The following is an 18,579-nucleotide window of genomic DNA, read 5'->3' as shown; positions in this document are numbered from 1 at the left end:
CGGGTGAGGCGCTTCCCAGGCTGCAGGGCGCTTCTGACGACAGAACTCTGCCAGCATGCGCGCATCCACGGTATCAGTCTTGTTACGCAGTCCTTCACTCTGAGCGAAAGCTTTACCCAGCGCAGGATTAATGACTGACACTATGTAGCCAGCATCGTAAAGGCACTCAGCGACAGGTTCCATATAGGTGCCGGTCGCTTCGATGCAGATATGCGCATGGTCAATCTTGTGACCTTTCAGCCAGCTCACCAGCTCATCGTGCCCTTTAGTGGTGTTAGCGAATTTTTTGGTGCGATGACGACCATCAGGACGCAACACATCGACATCCAGTTTCTCTTTAGCGGTGTCGATACCGATATAATGAAGTTCATGTTCCATAGTGAAACCAACCTTGCAAATACGGATTACCGGGAAAACCGGTCCATGATACTGTCCGGTTTATCACTTTGGGAGAAAGGCAGTCCGCTGCATAAATCTACGCAACAGGTTAGAACCCAAGGCCCGATACGGCATGCGGACTGCAGGCAGAGAAAACTGGCCGATTTTCTCTGCACTGGAGGGATAATACAAGGCCTGATAAGCGAAGCGCATCAGGCATTGTGTAGGCAGCAGAAATGTCGGATAAGGCACCGCTGATTACTGATACACCGGCAGTAAATTAAAGCTCGATAAAATATGGACCAGTGCGTTGCCAACGCCAAACACCAGAATCAGCGTAATCATCGGCTTGCCGCCCCAGACGCGGAATTTCGGGCTGCCAAAGCGTTTACGCGATGCGCGGGCTAACAGCGCCGGAACAATTGCCGCCCAGATGGTAGCTGCTAAACCAGCATAACCAATGGCGTACAGGAATCCGTTCGGGAACAGTAGACCACCCACAACAGGCGGGGCAAAGGTCAGCAATGCCGTTTTCAAGCGCCCCAGGGCTGAGTCATCGAAACCAAACAGATCTGCCAGATAGTCAAACAAACCCAGCGTTACGCCAAGGAACGAACTCGCTACCGCAAAGTTTGAGAACACGACCAGCAGAAGGTCCAGGCTACGGCTGTTCAGCACGCCGCTTAATGCCTGTACCAGCACATCAATATTACCGCCCTTCTCTGCAATACCGATAAACTCCGGACGCGGGATGTTACCCATCGTCGCCAGCAACCAGATGGTATACAGCGCCAGTGCCATCAGCGTACCGTACACCAGGCATTTCACGATGGTTTTCGGATCTTTGCCGTAATACTTCATCAGGCTTGGCACGTTACCGTGATAACCAAACGACGCCAGGCAGAACGGCAATGTCATCAGCAGATACGGCGCATAAGATGCATTGCTTTCTGCAACGTTGAACAATGTCGCAGGCTGCACATGCCCCAACAGGCTGCCAAAGGTGAGGAAGAAGGTAATGGCTTTCGCCCCCAGCACAATCGCCGTCATGCGGCTGACGGCCTTAGTACTCAACCACACCACAAACGCTACCAGCAGTGCAAAACCAAAACCCGCCGCCCGTGCCGGGACGTTTAGCGACATCTCTGCGAAGGTGTGATGCAGAATTGAACCACTGGCAGAAATATAGGCATAGGTCAGGATATAGAGCACAAAGGCAATGGAAATACCGTTGACCACGTTCCAGCCTTTGCCCAGCAAATCTTTGGTGATAGTGTCAAAACTCGAACCGATTCGGTAATTCAGGTTAGCTTCCAGAATCATCAAGCCGGAATGCAGCATACAGAACCAGGTGAAGATCAGCGCCGCCATTGACCAGAAGAACCACGCCCCGGACATGACCACTGGCAGAGAAAACATCCCTGCGCCAATAATGGTGCCGCCGATAATCACCACGCCGCCAAGCAGCGACGGTGACGTTTGGGTGGTGGTTAGTGTTGCCATGAGGGCTTCTCTCCAGTGAAAAATAGTGCGACTGCGTTGTTATGTATTGCACTGTACCAGTACACGAGTACAAAAGACAGAAAAAAAGCCCCGATGGTTCAAATCGGGGCTGTATATATTATTTTACAGACTGTGTTCGCTGTTCAGCGATGATTACGCATCGCCACCGAAACGACGACGACCGGTAGAGTCATCACGACGCGGTGCGCGGCCTTCACGACGTTCGCCGCTAAAACGACGACCATCACCACGACCACCTTCACGGCGTTCACCGCTGAAGTTACGACCGCCTTCACGACGCTCGCCACCGAAACCACGACCACCGCCACGACGCTCACCGCCAGTATGCGGCTGCGCATCGCCCAGCAACTGCATATTCATCGGCTTGTTCAGAATGCGAGTACGCGTAAAGTGTTGCAGTACTTCACCCGGCATACCTTTCGGCAGTTCGATAGTGGAGTGAGAAGCAAACAGCTTAATGTTACCGATGTAACGGCTGCTGATGTCGCCTTCGTTAGCAATCGCGCCAACGATATGACGAACTTCAACACCATCATCGCGGCCCACTTCAATGCGGTAAAGCTGCATGTCACCAACATCACGACGTTCACGACGCGGACGATCTTCACGGTCGCCACGTGGGCCACGGTCGTTACGATCGCGCGGACCACGGTCATCACGGTCACGGAATTCACGTTTCGGACGCATCGGCGCATCTGGCGGAACAATCAGAGTACGTTCACCCTGTGCCATTTTCAGCAGTGCCGCAGCCAGAGTTTCGAGATCCTGCTCTTCACCTTCTGCAGTCGGCTGAATTTTGCTCAGCAGTGCGCGGTATTGATCCAGATCGCTGCTTTCCAGCTGCTGCTGTACTTTAGCGGCGAATTTTTCCAGACGGCGTTTGCCCAGCAGTTCTGCGTTCGGCAGTTCTACTTCCGGAATAGTCAGCTTCATAGTACGTTCAATGTTGCGCAGCAGACGACGCTCGCGGTTCTCAACGAACAGCAGCGCGCGGCCAGCACGACCCGCACGACCGGTACGACCGATACGGTGAACGTAAGACTCAGAATCCATCGGGATATCGTAGTTAACCACCAGGCTGATACGCTCAACGTCCAGGCCACGGGCTGCAACGTCGGTCGCAATCAGGATGTCCAGACGACCATCTTTCAGGCGTTCCAGTGTCTGCTCACGCAGCGCCTGGTTCATGTCACCGTTCAGCGCGGCACTGTTGTAGCCGTTACGCTCAAGAGCTTCAGCCACTTCCAGAGTCGCATTTTTGGTACGAACGAAGATAATCGCCGCATCAAAATCTTCCGCTTCCAGGAAACGTACCAGTGCTTCGTTTTTACGCATACCCCAGACAGTCCAGTAGCTCTGGCTGATGTCAGGACGGGTAGTCACGCTGGACTGAATGCGCACTTCCTGCGGCTCTTTCATAAAGCGGCGGGTAATGCGACGAATCGCTTCCGGCATGGTTGCAGAGAACAGAGCGGTCTGATGACCTTCCGGGATCTGCGCCATAATGGTTTCAACGTCTTCGATGAAGCCCATGCGCAGCATTTCGTCAGCTTCATCCAGAACCAGACCGCTCAGTTTAGAGAGGTCCAGAGTGCCACGTTTCAGGTGGTCCAGCAGACGGCCCGGAGTACCGACAACGATCTGCGGCCCCTGACGCAGGGCGCGTAATTGCACGTCATAACGCTGGCCGCCGTACAGAGCAACCACATTTACGCCGCGCATGTGTTTAGAGAAATCCGTCATTGCTTCAGCAACCTGTACCGCCAGTTCGCGGGTCGGTGCCAGCACCAGAATCTGTGGTGCTTTCAGCTCAGGATCAAGATTCTGCAACAGAGGTAAAGAGAATGCTGCAGTTTTTCCGCTCCCCGTCTGGGCCATACCCAGAACGTCGCGGCCATTCAGCAGATGTGGAATACACTCTGCCTGAATTGGAGATGGTTTTTCGTAACCCAGATCGTTAAGGGCTTCAAGGATAGGAGCCTTCAGGCCCAGATCTGCAAAAGTGGTTTCGAATTCAGCCATGTAGTACGTGTGCCTCAAAATTAATGGCGGCCAGTCTACATAACTCATCATGAAATTGATCAGCAATTTTCATTGAAAAGTGTGAACCGGCTCAAAGTAGGTGTATTAACGAACAACAACGCCCTCACCCGTTAAGGTGATGGCAATCAAAAAAGATTACGGGCTGATGTGTACGTCAGCTATTGCTGGTCCGATTCTGCCAGGTCATCTTGGTCCTGGCCCAGGAGCGATAATTCCAACAATGCGTATCGGTGCTCAACAAAGTTATGAACGTTGTTGGCAACCGCCAGTTTGAACAGTGCCGTGGCGCTGTCCAAATCCCCCAGACTTAGGTAGTACTTACCTAAATAGAAGTTGGTTTCACTGAGATGCTCAGCGAGCGAGGTGTTATCCGTTGCGTCCGCCTTGAGCCTTTCCATTAACGTTTGTTCGCTAATGTTGCCCAGGTAGAACTCGACAATGTTCCATCCCCACTGTTCCTTATCCGATTTTTCGAAGTGCTGTTTCAACACTTCTTTAGCCTGCTTCTCATCGAGCTTCTGCTCGGCGAGATAAAGCCACAGACTACGGAAAGGATCATTGGGATCGTCTTGATAAAACGCCAGCAGATCATCTTGCGCTAACTTGTCACGACCGCCGTAATATAATGCGATCCCGCGATTCAAGTGCGCGTAGTTGTAAGTTGGATCAAGCTCAAGTACAGAATCAAACGCTTCATAGGCAGCATCAAAATTGCCTGCCTGCGTTAAATATATGCCTAAGTAATTGAATACTTCAGGCATATCCGGTCGGATTGCCAGCGCTTGCGAAAAATCGTTACGCGCTAATGCCCTCAGACCGAGACTATCATACAACACTCCGCGCTCATATAAAAGCTGTGCGCGTTCGTCATCGGTTAAAGCCCGACTGGCAAGGATTTGTTCCATACGTGCCAGAATCACTTCCTGCTGTAAAGTCGGTTGCAATGGTACCGCGAGGACTTCACTTTTACGCCAGGAAGTATTACTGCATCCTGCAAGCGTAAGTGCTGTCGCAACGAAACACCAGCGCAAAAAAGGCTTCATTTCCCACTCCCGAAGACCACGGTTGAATGAACGTCCTGTTCCCGGTTGCTAACAAGGCGTCCTGCCCGGTTAAAAGCCCCCCGCCGCAGCGGAGGGCAAATGGCAACCTTACTCGCCCTGTTCAGCAGCCGGAGCTTCCGGTGCTGCAGCAGGTTGAGACTGCTCAGTCGCTTCTTTAATGCTCAGACGGATACGGCCCTGGCGATCAACTTCCAGAACTTTCACCGGTACTTCCTGACCCATCTGCAGGTAATCGGTCACTTTCTCAACGCGTTTGTCAGCGATTTGAGAGATGTGTACCAGACCTTCTTTACCGCCGCCGATGGCAACAAATGCGCCAAAGTCAACGATACGGGTCACTTTACCAGTGTAGACGCGGCCCACTTCGATTTCTGCAGTGATCTCTTCGATACGACGAATAGCGTGTTTCGCTTTCTCGCCGTCGGTCGCTGCGATCTTCACAGTACCGTCATCTTCGATTTCGATGGTGGTGCCAGTTTCTTCGGTCAGGGCACGGATAACAGAACCGCCTTTACCGATAACGTCTTTGATCTTGTCCGGGTTGATCTTGATGGTATGGATACGCGGTGCGAACTCAGAGATATCGCCACGCGGCGCGTTGATCGCCTGTTCCATTACGCCCAGGATATGCAGACGCGCACCTTTAGCCTGGTTCAGCGCAACCTGCATGATCTCTTTGGTGATACCTTCAATTTTGATATCCATCTGCAATGCAGAGATACCGTCGCGGGAACCCGCAACTTTGAAGTCCATATCGCCCAGGTGATCTTCGTCGCCCAAAATGTCAGACAGTACAACGTAGTTGTCGCCTTCTTTCACCAGACCCATTGCGATACCCGCAACGGCAGCTTTGATCGGCACACCTGCGTCCATCAGCGCCAGAGACGCGCCGCACACGGAAGCCATAGAAGAGGAACCGTTGGATTCAGTGATTTCAGACACAACACGTACGGTGTACGGGAATTTGTCCATATCCGGCATGACTGCCAGCACGCCGCGCTTCGCCAGACGACCGTGACCAATTTCACGACGCTTCGGAGAACCGACCATGCCGGTTTCGCCTACGGAGTACGGAGGGAAGTTGTAGTGGAACAGGAAGGTGTCGGTACGTTCGCCCATCAGTTCATCAAGAACCTGCGCGTCACGAGCAGTACCCAGCGTTGCGGTAACCAGCGCCTGCGTTTCACCACGGGTGAACAGCGCAGAACCGTGAGTACGCGGCAGCACGCCAGTACGCACATCCAGACCACGAATCATATCTTTTTCACGACCGTCGATACGCGGTTCGCCTGCCAGTACGCGGCTACGAACAACGTTTTTCTCGATAGCGTGCAGAATTTCACCCAGTTCGTTTTCGTCCAGGGTTTCGTCTTCAGCAAGCAGCGTCGCGATGGTTTCAGATTTGATGACATCAACCTGCGCATAACGCTCTTGTTTGTCGGTGATGCGGTAAGCATCACTCAGACGAGCTTCAGCCAGTGCAGCAACGCGCGCGTTCAGCGCTTCGTTTACCGGCTCCGGCTGCCAGTCCCAACGTGGTTTACCGGCTTCTTTCACCAGTTCATTGATGTTCTGAATAACAACCTGCTGTTGTTCATGACCGAACACTACTGCGCCCAGCATCTGGTCTTCGCTCAGCAATTCAGCTTCAGATTCAACCATCAGTACAGCGGCTTCAGTACCAGCAACAACCAGATCCAGTTTGCTCTCTTTCAGCTCGTCCTGAGTCGGGTTCAGTACGTACTGGTCATTGATGTAACCTACGCGGGCAGCACCAATCGGACCATTGAACGGAATACCAGACAGAGACAGTGCTGCGGAAGCACCAATCATCGCGACGATATCCGGATTAACTTGCGGGTTAACAGAAACCACGGTGGCGATAACCTGAACTTCGTTGACGAAGCCTTCCGGGAACAGCGGGCGAATCGGGCGGTCAATCAGACGCGCGATCAGGGTTTCGCCTTCGCTTGGGCGGCCTTCACGACGGAAGAAGCTACCCGGGATACGACCAGCAGCGTAAGTACGCTCCTGATAGTTAACGGTCAGTGGGAAGAAGTCCTGACCTGGTTTGGCTTTTTTCTGGCCAACAACGGTAACGAATACCGCGGTGTCATCCATGCTAACCATAACAGCGGCAGTAGCCTGACGAGCCATCATGCCGGTTTCCAGAGTCACGGTGTGTTGGCCGTACTGGAATTTACGAACGATCGGATTAAGCAATGTAATATCCTTTCTCTTTCTTAGACAGTACCTTACGGCACTGGTGTTAATACCCGATCTTCTGCGCATCCTCGCGACTAATGACAACCCTAACCCAGCTCTATGTGGGTAAAGCCTCTCATTAGCCGCGCGAACCTCTGCAACGGAAGATCATTCATAGCAACAATACATTAGTTTCCAGTGAATTGCTGCCGTCAGCTTGAAAAAAGGGGCCACTCAGGCCCCCTTTTCTGAAACTCGCAAGAATTAGCGACGCAGACCCAGGCGCTCGATGAGCTGGGTGTAACGTGCTACGTCTTTACGTTTCAGGTAGTCGAGCAGTTTACGACGCTGAGAAACCATGCGCAGCAGACCACGACGGCTGTGGTGATCTTTTTTGTGCTCTGCAAAGTGGCCCTGCAGGTGGTTGATCTGTGCAGTCAGCAGTGCTACCTGAACTTCGGTAGAACCGGTGTCGTTTGCGTCACGACCAAACTCAGAAACGATTTTAGCTGTTGCTTCAGTACTTAGAGACATTTTAAAACTCCAAAGTATATAGAATGAAAGGACGCCGATCTCTAATTCAGCGATCCCAGTGTACGTTACGCAAAGTGTTAAACAATTTACGCGACGTTAAGCGGCAGTATTCTACTCGTAGCGACCTGTTATCGCAAGACGGTTAACATTACGCCGGGTATTCAACCACCAGGCGACGAGGCGCAACGCGGCCTTCATCGTCAATTTCGCCCATACCGATAAATTTGCCGTTCTCACCTTCTGTAACGCGAACCAGTCCTTCCAGCGGCGCACCGGATGTACGAACTGGGTTACCATTTTTGAAGTAAACAGAAGACGTTAACGGAAGATTCACCACCGGGTAGTCCGAAGCTGGACTGTCCATTGGCATCAGTAATGGATCAAGTAACTCCGCAGCCGGAATATCCTGCTGTTCGGCTTGTTCGACCAGTTCACGCAGATGTTCCAGGGTCACCATCCGTTCAACCGGATATTTACTTACCGCCAGACGACGCAGGTAAATAACATGCGCGCCACAACCGAGTTTTTCACCCAGGTCATCAATGATGGTGCGGATATAAGTGCCTTTTGAGCAGTGAATTTCCAGCTCCAGCTCATTGCCTTCGTGGCGAATAAACAGCAATTCATAAACGGTAATCGGGCGCGCTTCACGCGGTACTTCAATGCCCTGACGCGCATATTCGTACAGTTTTTTACCCTGATATTTCAGTGCTGAATACATCGAAGGGATCTGTTCGATATCGCCACGGAAAGTATCCAGCGCCGCCGCCAGTTGCTCTGCGCTAAAGGTTACCGGACGTTCTTCAACGATTTGTCCGTCGGCATCAGAAGTATCGGTACGCTGTCCAAGACGCGCAATGACCCGATAGCGTTTGTCGGAGTCCAGCAGATACTGGGAAAACTTCGTCGCTTCCCCGAGGCAAATTGGCAACATGCCAGTTGCCAGCGGGTCCAGCGCACCGGTATGCCCGGCACGGTTGGCGTTATAAATCCGTTTCACTTTTTGCAGCGCATCATTGCTGGACATACCCTGCGGTTTATCCAGCAACAAAACGCCGTTAATGTCGCGACCGCGACGACGAGGACGACTCATTAGTCCTCCTTGCTGTCGTCCGGGTTAACACGACGTTCTTCGTCATGTTTGACCACGCTGATCACCAGGTTTGACATGCGCATCCCTTCAACCAGAGAGTTGTCGTAGAAGAAGGTCAGTTCCGGCACGATACGCAGGCGCATCGCTTTCCCCAGCAGGCTGCGGATGAAACCAGAAGCTTCTTGCAACGCTTTGATGCCCGCTTTAACCGCGTCTTCATCTTTGTCGTTGAGGAACGTCACATATACTTTGGCATACGCCAGGTCGCGAGACATTTCGACACCGGAAACGGTGGTCATCATGCCCAGGCGAGGATCTTTAATTTCACGCTGCAGGATGAGAGCGATCTCTTTTTGCATTTCCTGCGCTACGCGCTGCGGGCGACCAAATTCTTTCGCCATAATAAATTCTCCTGACAAAAAAGGGGCTGTTAGCCCCTTTTTAAAATTAATTTCAGGTGGAAGGGCTGTTCACGTTGGCCTGATAAGACGCGCCAGCGTCGCATCAGGCAGTCCATGCAGGATGCGGCGTAAACGCCTTATCCCGCATGGAACCCTAAAAACCTTAAGCGATGGTACGTTGGATCTCGATGATTTCGAATACTTCGATCACATCGCCAGTGCGGACGTCGTTGTAGTTCTTAACGCCGATACCACATTCCATACCGTTACGGACTTCGTTAACGTCATCTTTGAAGCGGCGCAGGGACTCCAGCTCGCCTTCGTAGATAACCACGTTGTCACGCAGAACGCGGATCGGGTTGTGACGTTTAACCACACCTTCGGTAACCATACAGCCTGCGATGGCACCAAATTTCGGTGATTTGAACACGTCACGAACTTCCGCCAGACCGATAATCTGCTGTTTCAGTTCCGGAGACAGCATACCGCTCATCGCCGCTTTCACTTCGTCAATCAGGTTATAGATGACGGAGTAGTAACGCAGATCCAGGCTTTCCGCTTCAATCACTTTACGTGCAGAGGCATCAGCACGTACGTTGAAGCCAACCAGGATGGCGTTGGACGCCGCAGCCAGGGTGGCGTCGGTTTCGGTGATACCCCCTACGCCAGAACCGATGATCTTCACTTTAACTTCGTCAGTAGACAGTTTCAGCAAGGAGTCGGAGATCGCTTCCACAGAACCCTGTACGTCTGCCTTCAGGACGATATTCACTTCGTGAACTTCGCCTTCGGTCATGTTGGCAAACATGTTCTCGAGTTTAGATTTTTGCTGACGCGCCAGTTTAACTTCGCGGAATTTACCCTGACGATAGAGTGCAACTTCACGCGCTTTCTTCTCGTCACGTACAACGGTAACTTCATCACCCGCAGCCGGAACGCCGGACAGGCCGAGGATTTCCACCGGAATGGACGGACCCGCTTCCAGCACTTCCTGACCCAGTTCGTTACGCATCGCACGAACACGACCGTATTCGAAGCCACACAGAACGATATCGCCCTTGTGCAGAGTACCTTCACGTACCAGAACGGTAGCAACCGGACCACGACCTTTATCGAGGAAGGATTCGATAACCGCACCGCTCGCCATACCTTTACGTACCGCTTTTAGCTCCAGAACTTCCGCCTGCAGCAGGATAGCGTCCAGCAGTTCATCGATACCGGTACCCGCTTTCGCAGATACGTGTACGAACTGGCTTTCACCGCCCCACTCTTCCGGCAGGATGCCATACTGGGAGAGTTCGTTCTTAACACGATCCGGATCGGCTTCTGGTTTATCGATCTTGTTCACTGCAACCACCACCGGTACCTGCGCCGCTTTCGCGTGCTGGATTGCTTCGATGGTCTGCGGCATCACGCCGTCGTCGGCAGCAACAACCAGGACTACGATGTCCGTTGCCTGCGCACCACGTGCACGCATTGAAGTAAACGCGGCGTGCCCCGGGGTGTCCAGGAAGGTGATCATGCCGTTTTCAGTTTCAACGTGGTATGCACCAATGTGCTGGGTAATGCCGCCCGCTTCGCCAGAGGCCACTTTCGTTGAACGAATGTAGTCCAGCAGAGAGGTTTTACCGTGGTCAACGTGACCCATGATGGTCACAACCGGCGCGCGCGGTTCAGCCGCAGCCCCCGTGTCACGGTCGCTCATTACCGCCTCTTCCAGCTCGTTTTCACGACGCAGGATAACTTTGTGGCCCATCTCTTCAGCAACCAGCTGTGCGGTTTCCTGATCGATAACCTGGTTGATGGTTGCCATTGCGCCCAGTTTCATCATCGCTTTGATGACCTGAGAGCCTTTAACCGCCATCTTGTTCGCCAGTTCGCCAACGGTGATGGTTTCGCCGATCACAACGTCACGGTTAACGGCCTGAGCTGGCTTCTGGAAGCCTTGCTGCAGGGAAGAACCTTTACGTTTTCCGCCTTTACCGCCACGTACTGCTGCGCGTGCTTCTTCACGATCAGCTTTTGATTCAGCGTGTTTGTTGCCTTTCTTCGGACGCGCTGCTTTCGCGTTACGACCACGGCCACGGCCGCCTTCGACTTCACGATCGCTTTCGTCTTCTGCCTGGCGAGCATGTTGAGAAGTTGTGACATGATAATCGCTGGAATCTTCAGTCGGTTCCGCGTTATCAGTCCATTTGTTTTCTTCCGCCATACGACGTGCTTCTTCAGCAACGCGACGTGCTTCTTCTTCGAGTTTACGACGCGCTTCTTCTTCAGCTTTACGCTTGAGCTCTGCAGCTTCCTGCTCACGGCGGGCTTTTTCAGCCTGGGCGTTTTTAGTCATATCGTCTTGTTGATTGCTCACTTTGTCTTTTTCCGCAGCTTCACGTTTCGCTTGTTCAGCAGCTTCACGCTTAGCTTGTTCTGCGGCCTCACGTTCAGCTTTTTGTTGCGCCTCGCGTTTAGCCGATTCTTCTGCCTCACGACGGGCTTGCTCTTCCGCTTCACGCTGCGCTTGCTCTTCCGCTGCAAGGCGTTCAGCCTCTTGCGGATCGCGTTTCACAAAGGTGCGTTTCTTGCGGACTTCGATTTGTACCGATTTGCTTTTTCCACCGGTACCAGGAATGTTAAGGGTGCTGCGTGTTTTACGTTGCAGCGTCAATTTGTCCGGGCCTGAATTTTTCTGATTCAGGTGGTCAATCAAAGTCTGTTTCTCTTGTGCAGACACAGAGTCGTCAGCAGACTTCCGGATACCTGCATCAGCAAATTGCTGTACCAGGCGTTCCACGGAGGTCTGTCGCTCTGCGGCCAGCGTTTTAATCGTTACATCTGTCATGCTGTTCCTTCCTGCTACAGTTTATTACGCTTCGTCACCGAACCAGCAAATATTACGGGCAGCCATAATCAGTGCTCCGGCTTTTTCGTCGGTCAACCCTTCGATATCAGCCAGATCATCAATGCCCTGTTCGGCGAGATCTTCCAGCGTACAAACGCCACGGGCGGCCAGTTTGAATGCCAAATCACGATCTACCCCTTCAAGGTTCAGCAGATCGTCAGCCGGTTTGTTATCACCGAGGCTTTCTTCCTGGGCCTGTGCAATGGTGGCCAGTGCATTTTTAGCACGCTCGCGCAGTGCTTCAACGGTCGGCTCATCAAGGCCTTCGATTTCCAACAGCTCTTTCATCGGCACATAGGCCAGTTCTTCCAGCGTCGAGAAACCTTCTTCTACCAGAACAGTCGCGAAGTCTTCGTCGATGTCGAGATATTTGGTGAAGGTGTCGATCGCTGCGTGCGCTTCCGCCTGATGCTTAGCCTGCAGGTCGTCAACGGTCATTACGTTGAGTTCCCAACCGCTCAGCTGCGAAGCCAGACGCACGTTCTGACCGTTACGGCCAATCGCCTGCGCCAGGTTACCGGCTTCAACGGCGATATCCATGGTGTGTTTATCTTCATCCACCACGATAGAAGCAACGTCTGCCGGTGCCATTGCGTTAATCACAAACTGCGCCGGGTTATCATCCCACAGGACGATATCGATACGCTCGCCGCCCAGTTCAGTAGAAACCGCCTGAACACGCGCGCCACGCATACCTACACAGGCACCTACCGGATCGATACGTTTATCGTTGGTTTTCACCGCGATTTTCGCACGAGAACCCGGATCGCGAGCCGCTGCTTTAATTTCAATCACTTCTTCGCCGATTTCTGGCACTTCAATACGGAACAGTTCGATCAGCATTTCCGGCTTGGAACGAGTGACGAACAGTTGCGCGCCACGCGCTTCCGGGCGAACGGAATAGAGCACGCCACGAACGCGGTCGCCAGGGCGGAAGTTTTCACGCGGCAGCATATCTTCGCGCAGGATCACGGCTTCAGCATTGTTGCCGAGATCCAAAGAGATGTTGTCGCGGTTTACTTTTTTCACCACGCCGGTGATGATTTCACCTTCGTGTTCACGGAACTGATCAACCACCATCGCACGTTCGGCTTCACGCACTTTCTGCACGATAACCTGTTTTGCCGTCTGGGTAGTGATACGGTCAAAGGTAACAGACTCAATCTGATCTTCAACGTAATCGCCCAGGTTCAGGCTTTCATCTTCATAACGTGCGGCTTCAAGGGTGATTTCCTTGGTCGGCTGGGTGACTTCATCAACAACTAACCAGCGACGGAAGGTGTCAAAATCACCGCTTTTGCGATCGATCTGCACGCGGACGTCGATCTCTTGTTCATATTTTTTCTTTGTTGCTGTCGCCAGCGCGCTTTCCAATGCTTCGAAAATCTTCTCGCGAGGTAGCGCCTTTTCATTGGATACGGCTTCAACTACAGCCAAAATTTCTTTGTTCATCGCGGGCTTTTCACCTCATCCAGACTATTAAAAGTGGGGAACCAGGTTCGCCTTCTGGATATTACTCAGCGCGAACACTTCATCTTTACCTTCGACGGTAACTGTGATCATTTCACCGTCTACCGCTTTGATAACGCCCTGCCATTTACGACGGTTTTGTACCGCCATACGGAGAACCAGAGTCACCTCTTCTCCGACAAAACGGGCGTAGTGTTCAGCCGTGAACAGTGGGCGATCGAGACCCGGTGAGGAGACTTCCAGGTTATAAGCAACGGTGATGGGATCTTCAACATCCAGCACAGCACTTACCTGGTGGCTCACATCAGCACAATCATCAACATTGATGCCATCTTCACTATCAATATAGATGCGCAGTGTGGATGTGCGACCGCGAATAAATTCGATGCCAACCAGTTCAAAACCCAGGGCCTCAACTGGCGCAGTAATCATCTCTGTTAATTTTTGCTCTAATGTGGACAAGCCCACCCCCAAGACATAAAAAAAGGGCTTAAAGCCCAGTTATTCTGTAGTCAGATAACAAAAAACCCCGATAAATCGGGGCTTTATATAACTGAACCCTATAACCGCAACTGCGGTCTGGAGCACTTTCCAGAAGGATTTTTTCAAATCCCACTACGAAGGCCGAAGTCTTCACAGTATATTTGAAAAAGGACTCTAAGGGAAAGTGGTTGCGGGGGCCGGATTTGAACCGACGACCTTCGGGTTATGAGCCCGACGAGCTACCAGGCTGCTCCACCCCGCGCCTGAAACGTGGCAAATTCTACTCGTTTTGGGTAAAAGATGCAAATACTGCTGGGATTTGGTGTACCGAGACGGGACGTAAAATCTGCAGGCATTATAGTGATCCATGCCACATTTTGTCAACGTTTATTGCTAATCACGTGAATGAATATCCAATTCACTTTCATTTGTTGAATACTTTTGCCTTCTCCTGCTCTCCCTTAAGCGCATTATTTTACAAAAAACACACTAAACTCTTCCTGTCTCCGATAAAAGATGATTAAATGAAAACTCATTTATTTTGCATAAAAATTCAGTGAGAGCGGAAATCCAGGCTCATCATCAGTTAATTAAGCAGGGTGTTATTTTATGACGACGATTCTCAAGCATCTCCCGGTAGGTCAACGTATTGGTATCGCTTTTTCTGGCGGTCTGGACACCAGTGCCGCACTGCTGTGGATGCGACAAAAGGGAGCGGTTCCTTATGCATATACTGCAAACCTGGGCCAGCCAGACGAAGAGGATTATGATGCGATCCCTCGTCGTGCCATGGAATACGGCGCGGAGAACGCACGTCTGATCGACTGCCGCAAACAACTGGTGGCCGAAGGTATTGCCGCTATTCAGTGTGGCGCATTTCATAACACCACCGGCGGCCTGACCTATTTCAACACGACGCCGCTGGGCCGCGCCGTGACTGGTACCATGCTGGTTGCTGCGATGAAAGAAGATGGCGTGAATATCTGGGGTGACGGTAGCACCTATAAAGGAAACGATATCGAACGTTTCTATCGTTATGGTCTGCTGACCAATGCTGAACTGCAGATTTACAAACCGTGGCTTGATACTGACTTTATTGATGAACTGGGCGGCCGTCATGAGATGTCTGAATTTATGATTGCCTGCGGTTTCGACTACAAAATGTCTGTCGAAAAAGCCTACTCCACAGACTCCAACATGCTTGGTGCAACGCATGAAGCGAAGGATCTGGAATACCTCAACTCCAGCGTCAAAATCGTCAACCCGATTATGGGCGTGAAATTCTGGGATGAGAGCGTGAAGATCCCGGCAGAAGAAGTCACAGTACGCTTTGAGCAAGGTCATCCGGTGGCGCTGAACGGTAAAACCTTTAGCGACGACGTAGAAATGATGCTGGAAGCTAACCGCATCGGCGGTCGTCACGGCCTGGGCATGAGCGACCAGATTGAAAACCGTATCATCGAAGCGAAAAGCCGTGGTATTTACGAAGCTCCGGGGATGGCACTGCTGCACATTGCGTATGAACGTCTGTTGACCGGTATTCACAACGAAGACACCATTGAGCAGTATCACGCGCATGGTCGTCAGTTGGGCCGTCTGCTGTATCAGGGGCGTTGGTTTGACTCCCAGGCGCTGATGCTGCGTGACTCTCTGCAACGCTGGGTTGCCAGCCAGATCACTGGTGAAGTTACCCTGGAGCTGCGCCGTGGGAACGATTATTCAATCCTGAATACCGTCTCAGAGAACCTGACCTACAAGCCAGAGCGTCTGACGATGGAAAAAGGCGACTCGGTGTTCTCGCCAGATGATCGTATTGGTCAATTGACCATGCGCAACCTGGATATCACCGATACCCGCGAGAAACTTTTCGGTTATGCCAAAACTGGCCTGCTCTCCTCCTCTGCCACTTCAGGCGTGCCGCAGGTGGAGAATCTGGAAAATAAAGGCCAGTAATTCGACATCAACCCTGCCCTTCAGGGGTGGGGTTACCTTGCTTATCCTCTGTAAACTCCTTTCTGAGCATCACATAATCGAAAACATCATGGTTTGCATCCACAACCCGTGAGTCTCCTTTATAGTGTGCAATCACTTCCTCCAGCGTTTGCGGCTGTTCCGGCTTTGTTACCCCCATCCACGCATTAATAAGGTAATTATTGTACGCAGTGGAAAAGATATCGTTTTCTGTTGTGCGATCCACGCCATCCCCAAGAACGGGGCTATACCAGATAAACATCGGGACATGATATGCCTGCTGGCTGGCCTCCCTGCCTCCATGAAAATAGACGTTCTTCTTCGTAGGGTCGCGTTCCAGGCCGTGGTCGGCAAAATACATGACCGAGGCGCGGCGATCTTTTAATAATTCAAAAACCTGACCTAGCAAACTGTCTGTGTAATGAATGGAGTTGTCATAGCAGGCATCCTGATCGTCCTGCGGTTGAAACACGGCGCTGGATTGCGGATAGGCGCTACAAGCCGGTTCATGGCTTCCATTTAAATGAAGAACAATCAGTTTCTTTTGCTGCGTCTTTTGCTGTAACGCTTGCGATAAATGCGGCAACAACAATTCATCAAATCCTCTGACATAGACTGTTTCCATGGCGCGCATGGCGATACTGGTAACTGCTGTACCATTCTGCCGAAAAGCGGATTGCGAGCTTAGCCAGAAAGTCTGAAATCCTGCTTGATTAGCCATATTAATAATGTTGTCGGGGTAATTATGAATGTCATGACTCAAAACAGAATCAGCAGTTAAAGAAAGGGGAACCGACAGCGCAGTGTAAGGTGCGCCGCTTATTGCTTGATTAAACAGTTTGATCTGTTTTCTTTGTGCTTCAACTTGCGGTGTCGTAGAGCGTGTATATCCATACAAAGACATATTGTCGACACGTACAGACTCCCCCACAATCAACACGTAGGTATCAATACCTGTATCCCTGACTGATAATTGAAAATACGGCACCGTGTTTGCAATTGAGAGTAATCTTTGATGCTCTTTCGCTGCTAAAGCAAAATAGTTGAGATTAAAAAACGGCGTATAGGTAGCAAATCGCGACGCTAGTATATATGGACTGAACGCTTTTTTATTTTTTGCATCTTTATAAGCAAATTGACAAGCGGAAAATAAACTGCCCGAAATGACAATCAGCAATAATATTCCTGTCACTTTTTTTGTCGGCAAGGAAACATCATATTTTATTATTACTGCCAAAAAAAGAAGGGATAAAAAAGCAAAAGCACATAGATAAGGGATATACATCCCCAGCATTTTGACAACTTCATCCGGATCACTCTGGAGCACACTAATCGCAAATCCATCATTGAAAGTTGTACCAAAGGTACACCATGAATAGAGGCTAATACTCATGTCTGCCGCAGTCAGTAACACAAATGGTGCGGCAACAAGCAGGCGAAGCGGAAGGGATGATATACGTTTTACAACCAGGATGGTCAGGACGAAGAACAGCAATCGCTGAACCATATGCGCGCCGGAAGAGGCGACTAAGTTCGTAATACCAAAAACAATAACACAAAGATACAACAACCAATGAGATTTAAAACTTCTAGCAAATTTGTTGAATACTGTCATCCAGAAATCCAAGTTCACAACCAATATAAACAATTATCAACAATGTTCAATTTTATATCAGACATGTTTTTCAACTCTGATCCATATCAGACCGAAACACTGTTAGTTTTTTCTTTTTAAATGATGCGGCCATTGCGTTCTCAGTAATTAAATAACATTATCAATGCGTCTCTAAACATTACGCAGAACGTAGCCATCAGTAGTTATACTGACAGGAGCAGGATGGTTTATCGAGAAGTAAACATATCCGTATTCGTACCGGAACTGGAGTTGACACAATAAAGTGCCAATTATGTCAGCAGAAGGGAAAAGTTTATAACTAAGGCGTACCGGCACCATCGTTTCAAGGTACCAGCTACGAGTAAAGCAACTGGACGAGATACAGATACCTGACAACCATTCCTCAGACCAGGACCAAAACGAAAAAAGACGCTTTTCAGCGTCTCTTTTCTGGAATTTGGTACCGAGGACGGGACTTGAACCCGTAAGCCCTATTGGGCACTACCACCTCAAGGTAGCGTGTCTACCAATTCCACCACCTCGGCACGGATACTACTTTTTAGTTCGGGATATCGCTGGTCGGCTTAGCCGGAGCAGCTGGTTGAGTTTGTTCGGTTTTCACCGGTGCACTCAGATTTTCCCATTCGCTACCTTTATTGGTTTTGTTGCTATTGATGTTACCCAGCACCAGACTGATGATGAAGAATAACGTTGCCAGCAGCGCCGTCATGCGGGTCATGAAGTTACCAGAACCACTTGAACCAAACAGCGTAGCGGAAGCGCCTGCTCCGAAGGAGGCTCCCATATCAGCGCCTTTACCTTGCTGCAGCATGATCAGACCAACAAGGCCAATTGCCACAATAAGGAAAACTACTAAAAGAGCTTCGTACATAATCAACCTG

General features: G+C 51.0%; 15 protein-coding genes and 2 tRNA genes. 1 reads left to right on the top strand and 16 read right to left on the bottom strand.

Annotation, left to right across the window (positions count from 1 at the left end; all coding sequences use genetic code 11):
- The 13 genes from QZF50_RS00530 to QZF50_RS00470 form a co-directional block, all read right to left on the bottom strand.
- Nucleotides 1-378, bottom strand: a 378-nt coding sequence (locus tag QZF50_RS00530) for an IS110 family transposase (RefSeq protein WP_032267509.1), incomplete at its 3' end; no start/stop codon positions are given.
- A 258-nt stretch (nt 379-636) separates the two neighbouring features.
- Nucleotides 637-1,881 carry a tryptophan permease gene (mtr, locus tag QZF50_RS00525; RefSeq protein WP_237897953.1) on the bottom strand — a complete coding sequence of 415 codons (1,245 nt, stop codon included), beginning with the start codon at nt 1,879-1,881 and terminating at the stop codon, nt 637-639.
- A gap of 153 nt (nt 1,882-2,034) precedes the next feature.
- Nucleotides 2,035-3,924 (bottom strand): ATP-dependent RNA helicase DeaD, encoded by a 1,890-nt coding sequence (gene deaD, locus QZF50_RS00520; RefSeq protein WP_001297428.1) that lies wholly within the window; start codon nt 3,922-3,924, stop codon nt 2,035-2,037.
- Nucleotides 3,917-3,997 (bottom strand): protein YrbN, encoded by an 81-nt coding sequence (yrbN, locus tag QZF50_RS00515; RefSeq protein WP_010723222.1) that lies wholly within the window; start codon nt 3,995-3,997, stop codon nt 3,917-3,919. The genes deaD and yrbN overlap by 8 nt, the downstream gene beginning before the upstream one ends.
- 106 nt (nt 3,998-4,103) lie before the next feature.
- Nucleotides 4,104-4,988, bottom strand: coding sequence for a lipoprotein NlpI (gene nlpI / locus QZF50_RS00510; RefSeq protein WP_000802080.1), 885 nt, complete (start codon nt 4,986-4,988; stop codon nt 4,104-4,106).
- A 108-nt stretch (nt 4,989-5,096) separates the two neighbouring features.
- The gene (pnp, locus tag QZF50_RS00505; protein WP_001298740.1) at nt 5,097-7,232 is read right to left on the bottom strand and encodes a polyribonucleotide nucleotidyltransferase; all 2,136 of its coding nucleotides are present in this window, start codon (nt 7,230-7,232) and stop codon (nt 5,097-5,099) included.
- Nucleotides 7,233-7,478: 246 nt separating this feature from the next.
- Nucleotides 7,479-7,748, bottom strand: a complete 270-nt coding sequence (gene rpsO, locus QZF50_RS00500; protein ID WP_000059466.1) for a 30S ribosomal protein S15 — start codon at nt 7,746-7,748, stop codon at nt 7,479-7,481.
- Nucleotides 7,749-7,896: 148 nt separating this feature from the next.
- Complete coding sequence (gene truB, locus QZF50_RS00495; RefSeq protein ID WP_000089698.1) at nt 7,897-8,841, bottom strand: tRNA pseudouridine(55) synthase TruB; 945 nt, start codon at nt 8,839-8,841, stop codon at nt 7,897-7,899.
- A complete protein-coding gene (rbfA, locus tag QZF50_RS00490; RefSeq protein ID WP_061892545.1) occupies nt 8,841-9,242 on the bottom strand; it encodes a 30S ribosome-binding factor RbfA in 402 nt (133 codons plus the stop codon). The genes truB and rbfA overlap by 1 nt, the downstream gene beginning before the upstream one ends.
- A gap of 163 nt (nt 9,243-9,405) precedes the next feature.
- Nucleotides 9,406-12,078 (bottom strand): translation initiation factor IF-2, encoded by a 2,673-nt coding sequence (gene infB / locus QZF50_RS00485; protein ID WP_000133044.1) that lies wholly within the window; start codon nt 12,076-12,078, stop codon nt 9,406-9,408.
- A gap of 24 nt (nt 12,079-12,102) precedes the next feature.
- A complete protein-coding gene (nusA, locus tag QZF50_RS00480; RefSeq protein WP_001031057.1) occupies nt 12,103-13,590 on the bottom strand; it encodes a transcription termination factor NusA in 1,488 nt (495 codons plus the stop codon).
- A 27-nt stretch (nt 13,591-13,617) separates the two neighbouring features.
- On the bottom strand, nt 13,618-14,070 hold the full coding sequence (gene rimP, locus QZF50_RS00475; RefSeq protein ID WP_001300397.1) for a ribosome maturation factor RimP: 453 nt from the start codon (nt 14,068-14,070) through the stop codon (nt 13,618-13,620).
- Nucleotides 14,071-14,276: 206 nt separating this feature from the next.
- Nucleotides 14,277-14,353 (bottom strand) — tRNA-Met (locus tag QZF50_RS00470).
- 347 nt (nt 14,354-14,700) lie between these two features.
- On the opposite strand from QZF50_RS00470, the gene argG reads away from it, so the two are divergent.
- Nucleotides 14,701-16,044 (top strand): argininosuccinate synthase, encoded by a 1,344-nt coding sequence (gene argG / locus QZF50_RS00465; protein WP_000207683.1) that lies wholly within the window; start codon nt 14,701-14,703, stop codon nt 16,042-16,044.
- Nucleotides 16,045-16,051: 7 nt separating this feature from the next.
- Here the strand turns inward: argG and QZF50_RS00460 are convergent, their stop codons facing one another.
- From QZF50_RS00460 to secG, 3 genes are all read right to left on the bottom strand, one after another.
- The gene (locus tag QZF50_RS00460) at nt 16,052-17,677 is read right to left on the bottom strand and encodes a phosphoethanolamine transferase (RefSeq protein ID WP_001399811.1); all 1,626 of its coding nucleotides are present in this window, start codon (nt 17,675-17,677) and stop codon (nt 16,052-16,054) included.
- A 458-nt stretch (nt 17,678-18,135) separates the two neighbouring features.
- Nucleotides 18,136-18,222, bottom strand: a tRNA-Leu gene (locus QZF50_RS00455).
- Nucleotides 18,223-18,236: 14 nt separating this feature from the next.
- Entirely contained in the window at nt 18,237-18,569 is a 333-nt protein-coding gene (secG, locus tag QZF50_RS00450; protein ID WP_001297427.1) for a preprotein translocase subunit SecG, read from the bottom strand.
- Between the last annotated feature and the right edge of the window lie 10 nt (nt 18,570-18,579).

The sequence above is a fragment of the uncultured Escherichia sp. genome (assembly GCF_948475835.1).
Taxonomy (GTDB): domain Bacteria; phylum Pseudomonadota; class Gammaproteobacteria; order Enterobacterales; family Enterobacteriaceae; genus ECMA0423.
This window is presented reverse-complemented; position numbering and strand designations above follow the sequence as displayed.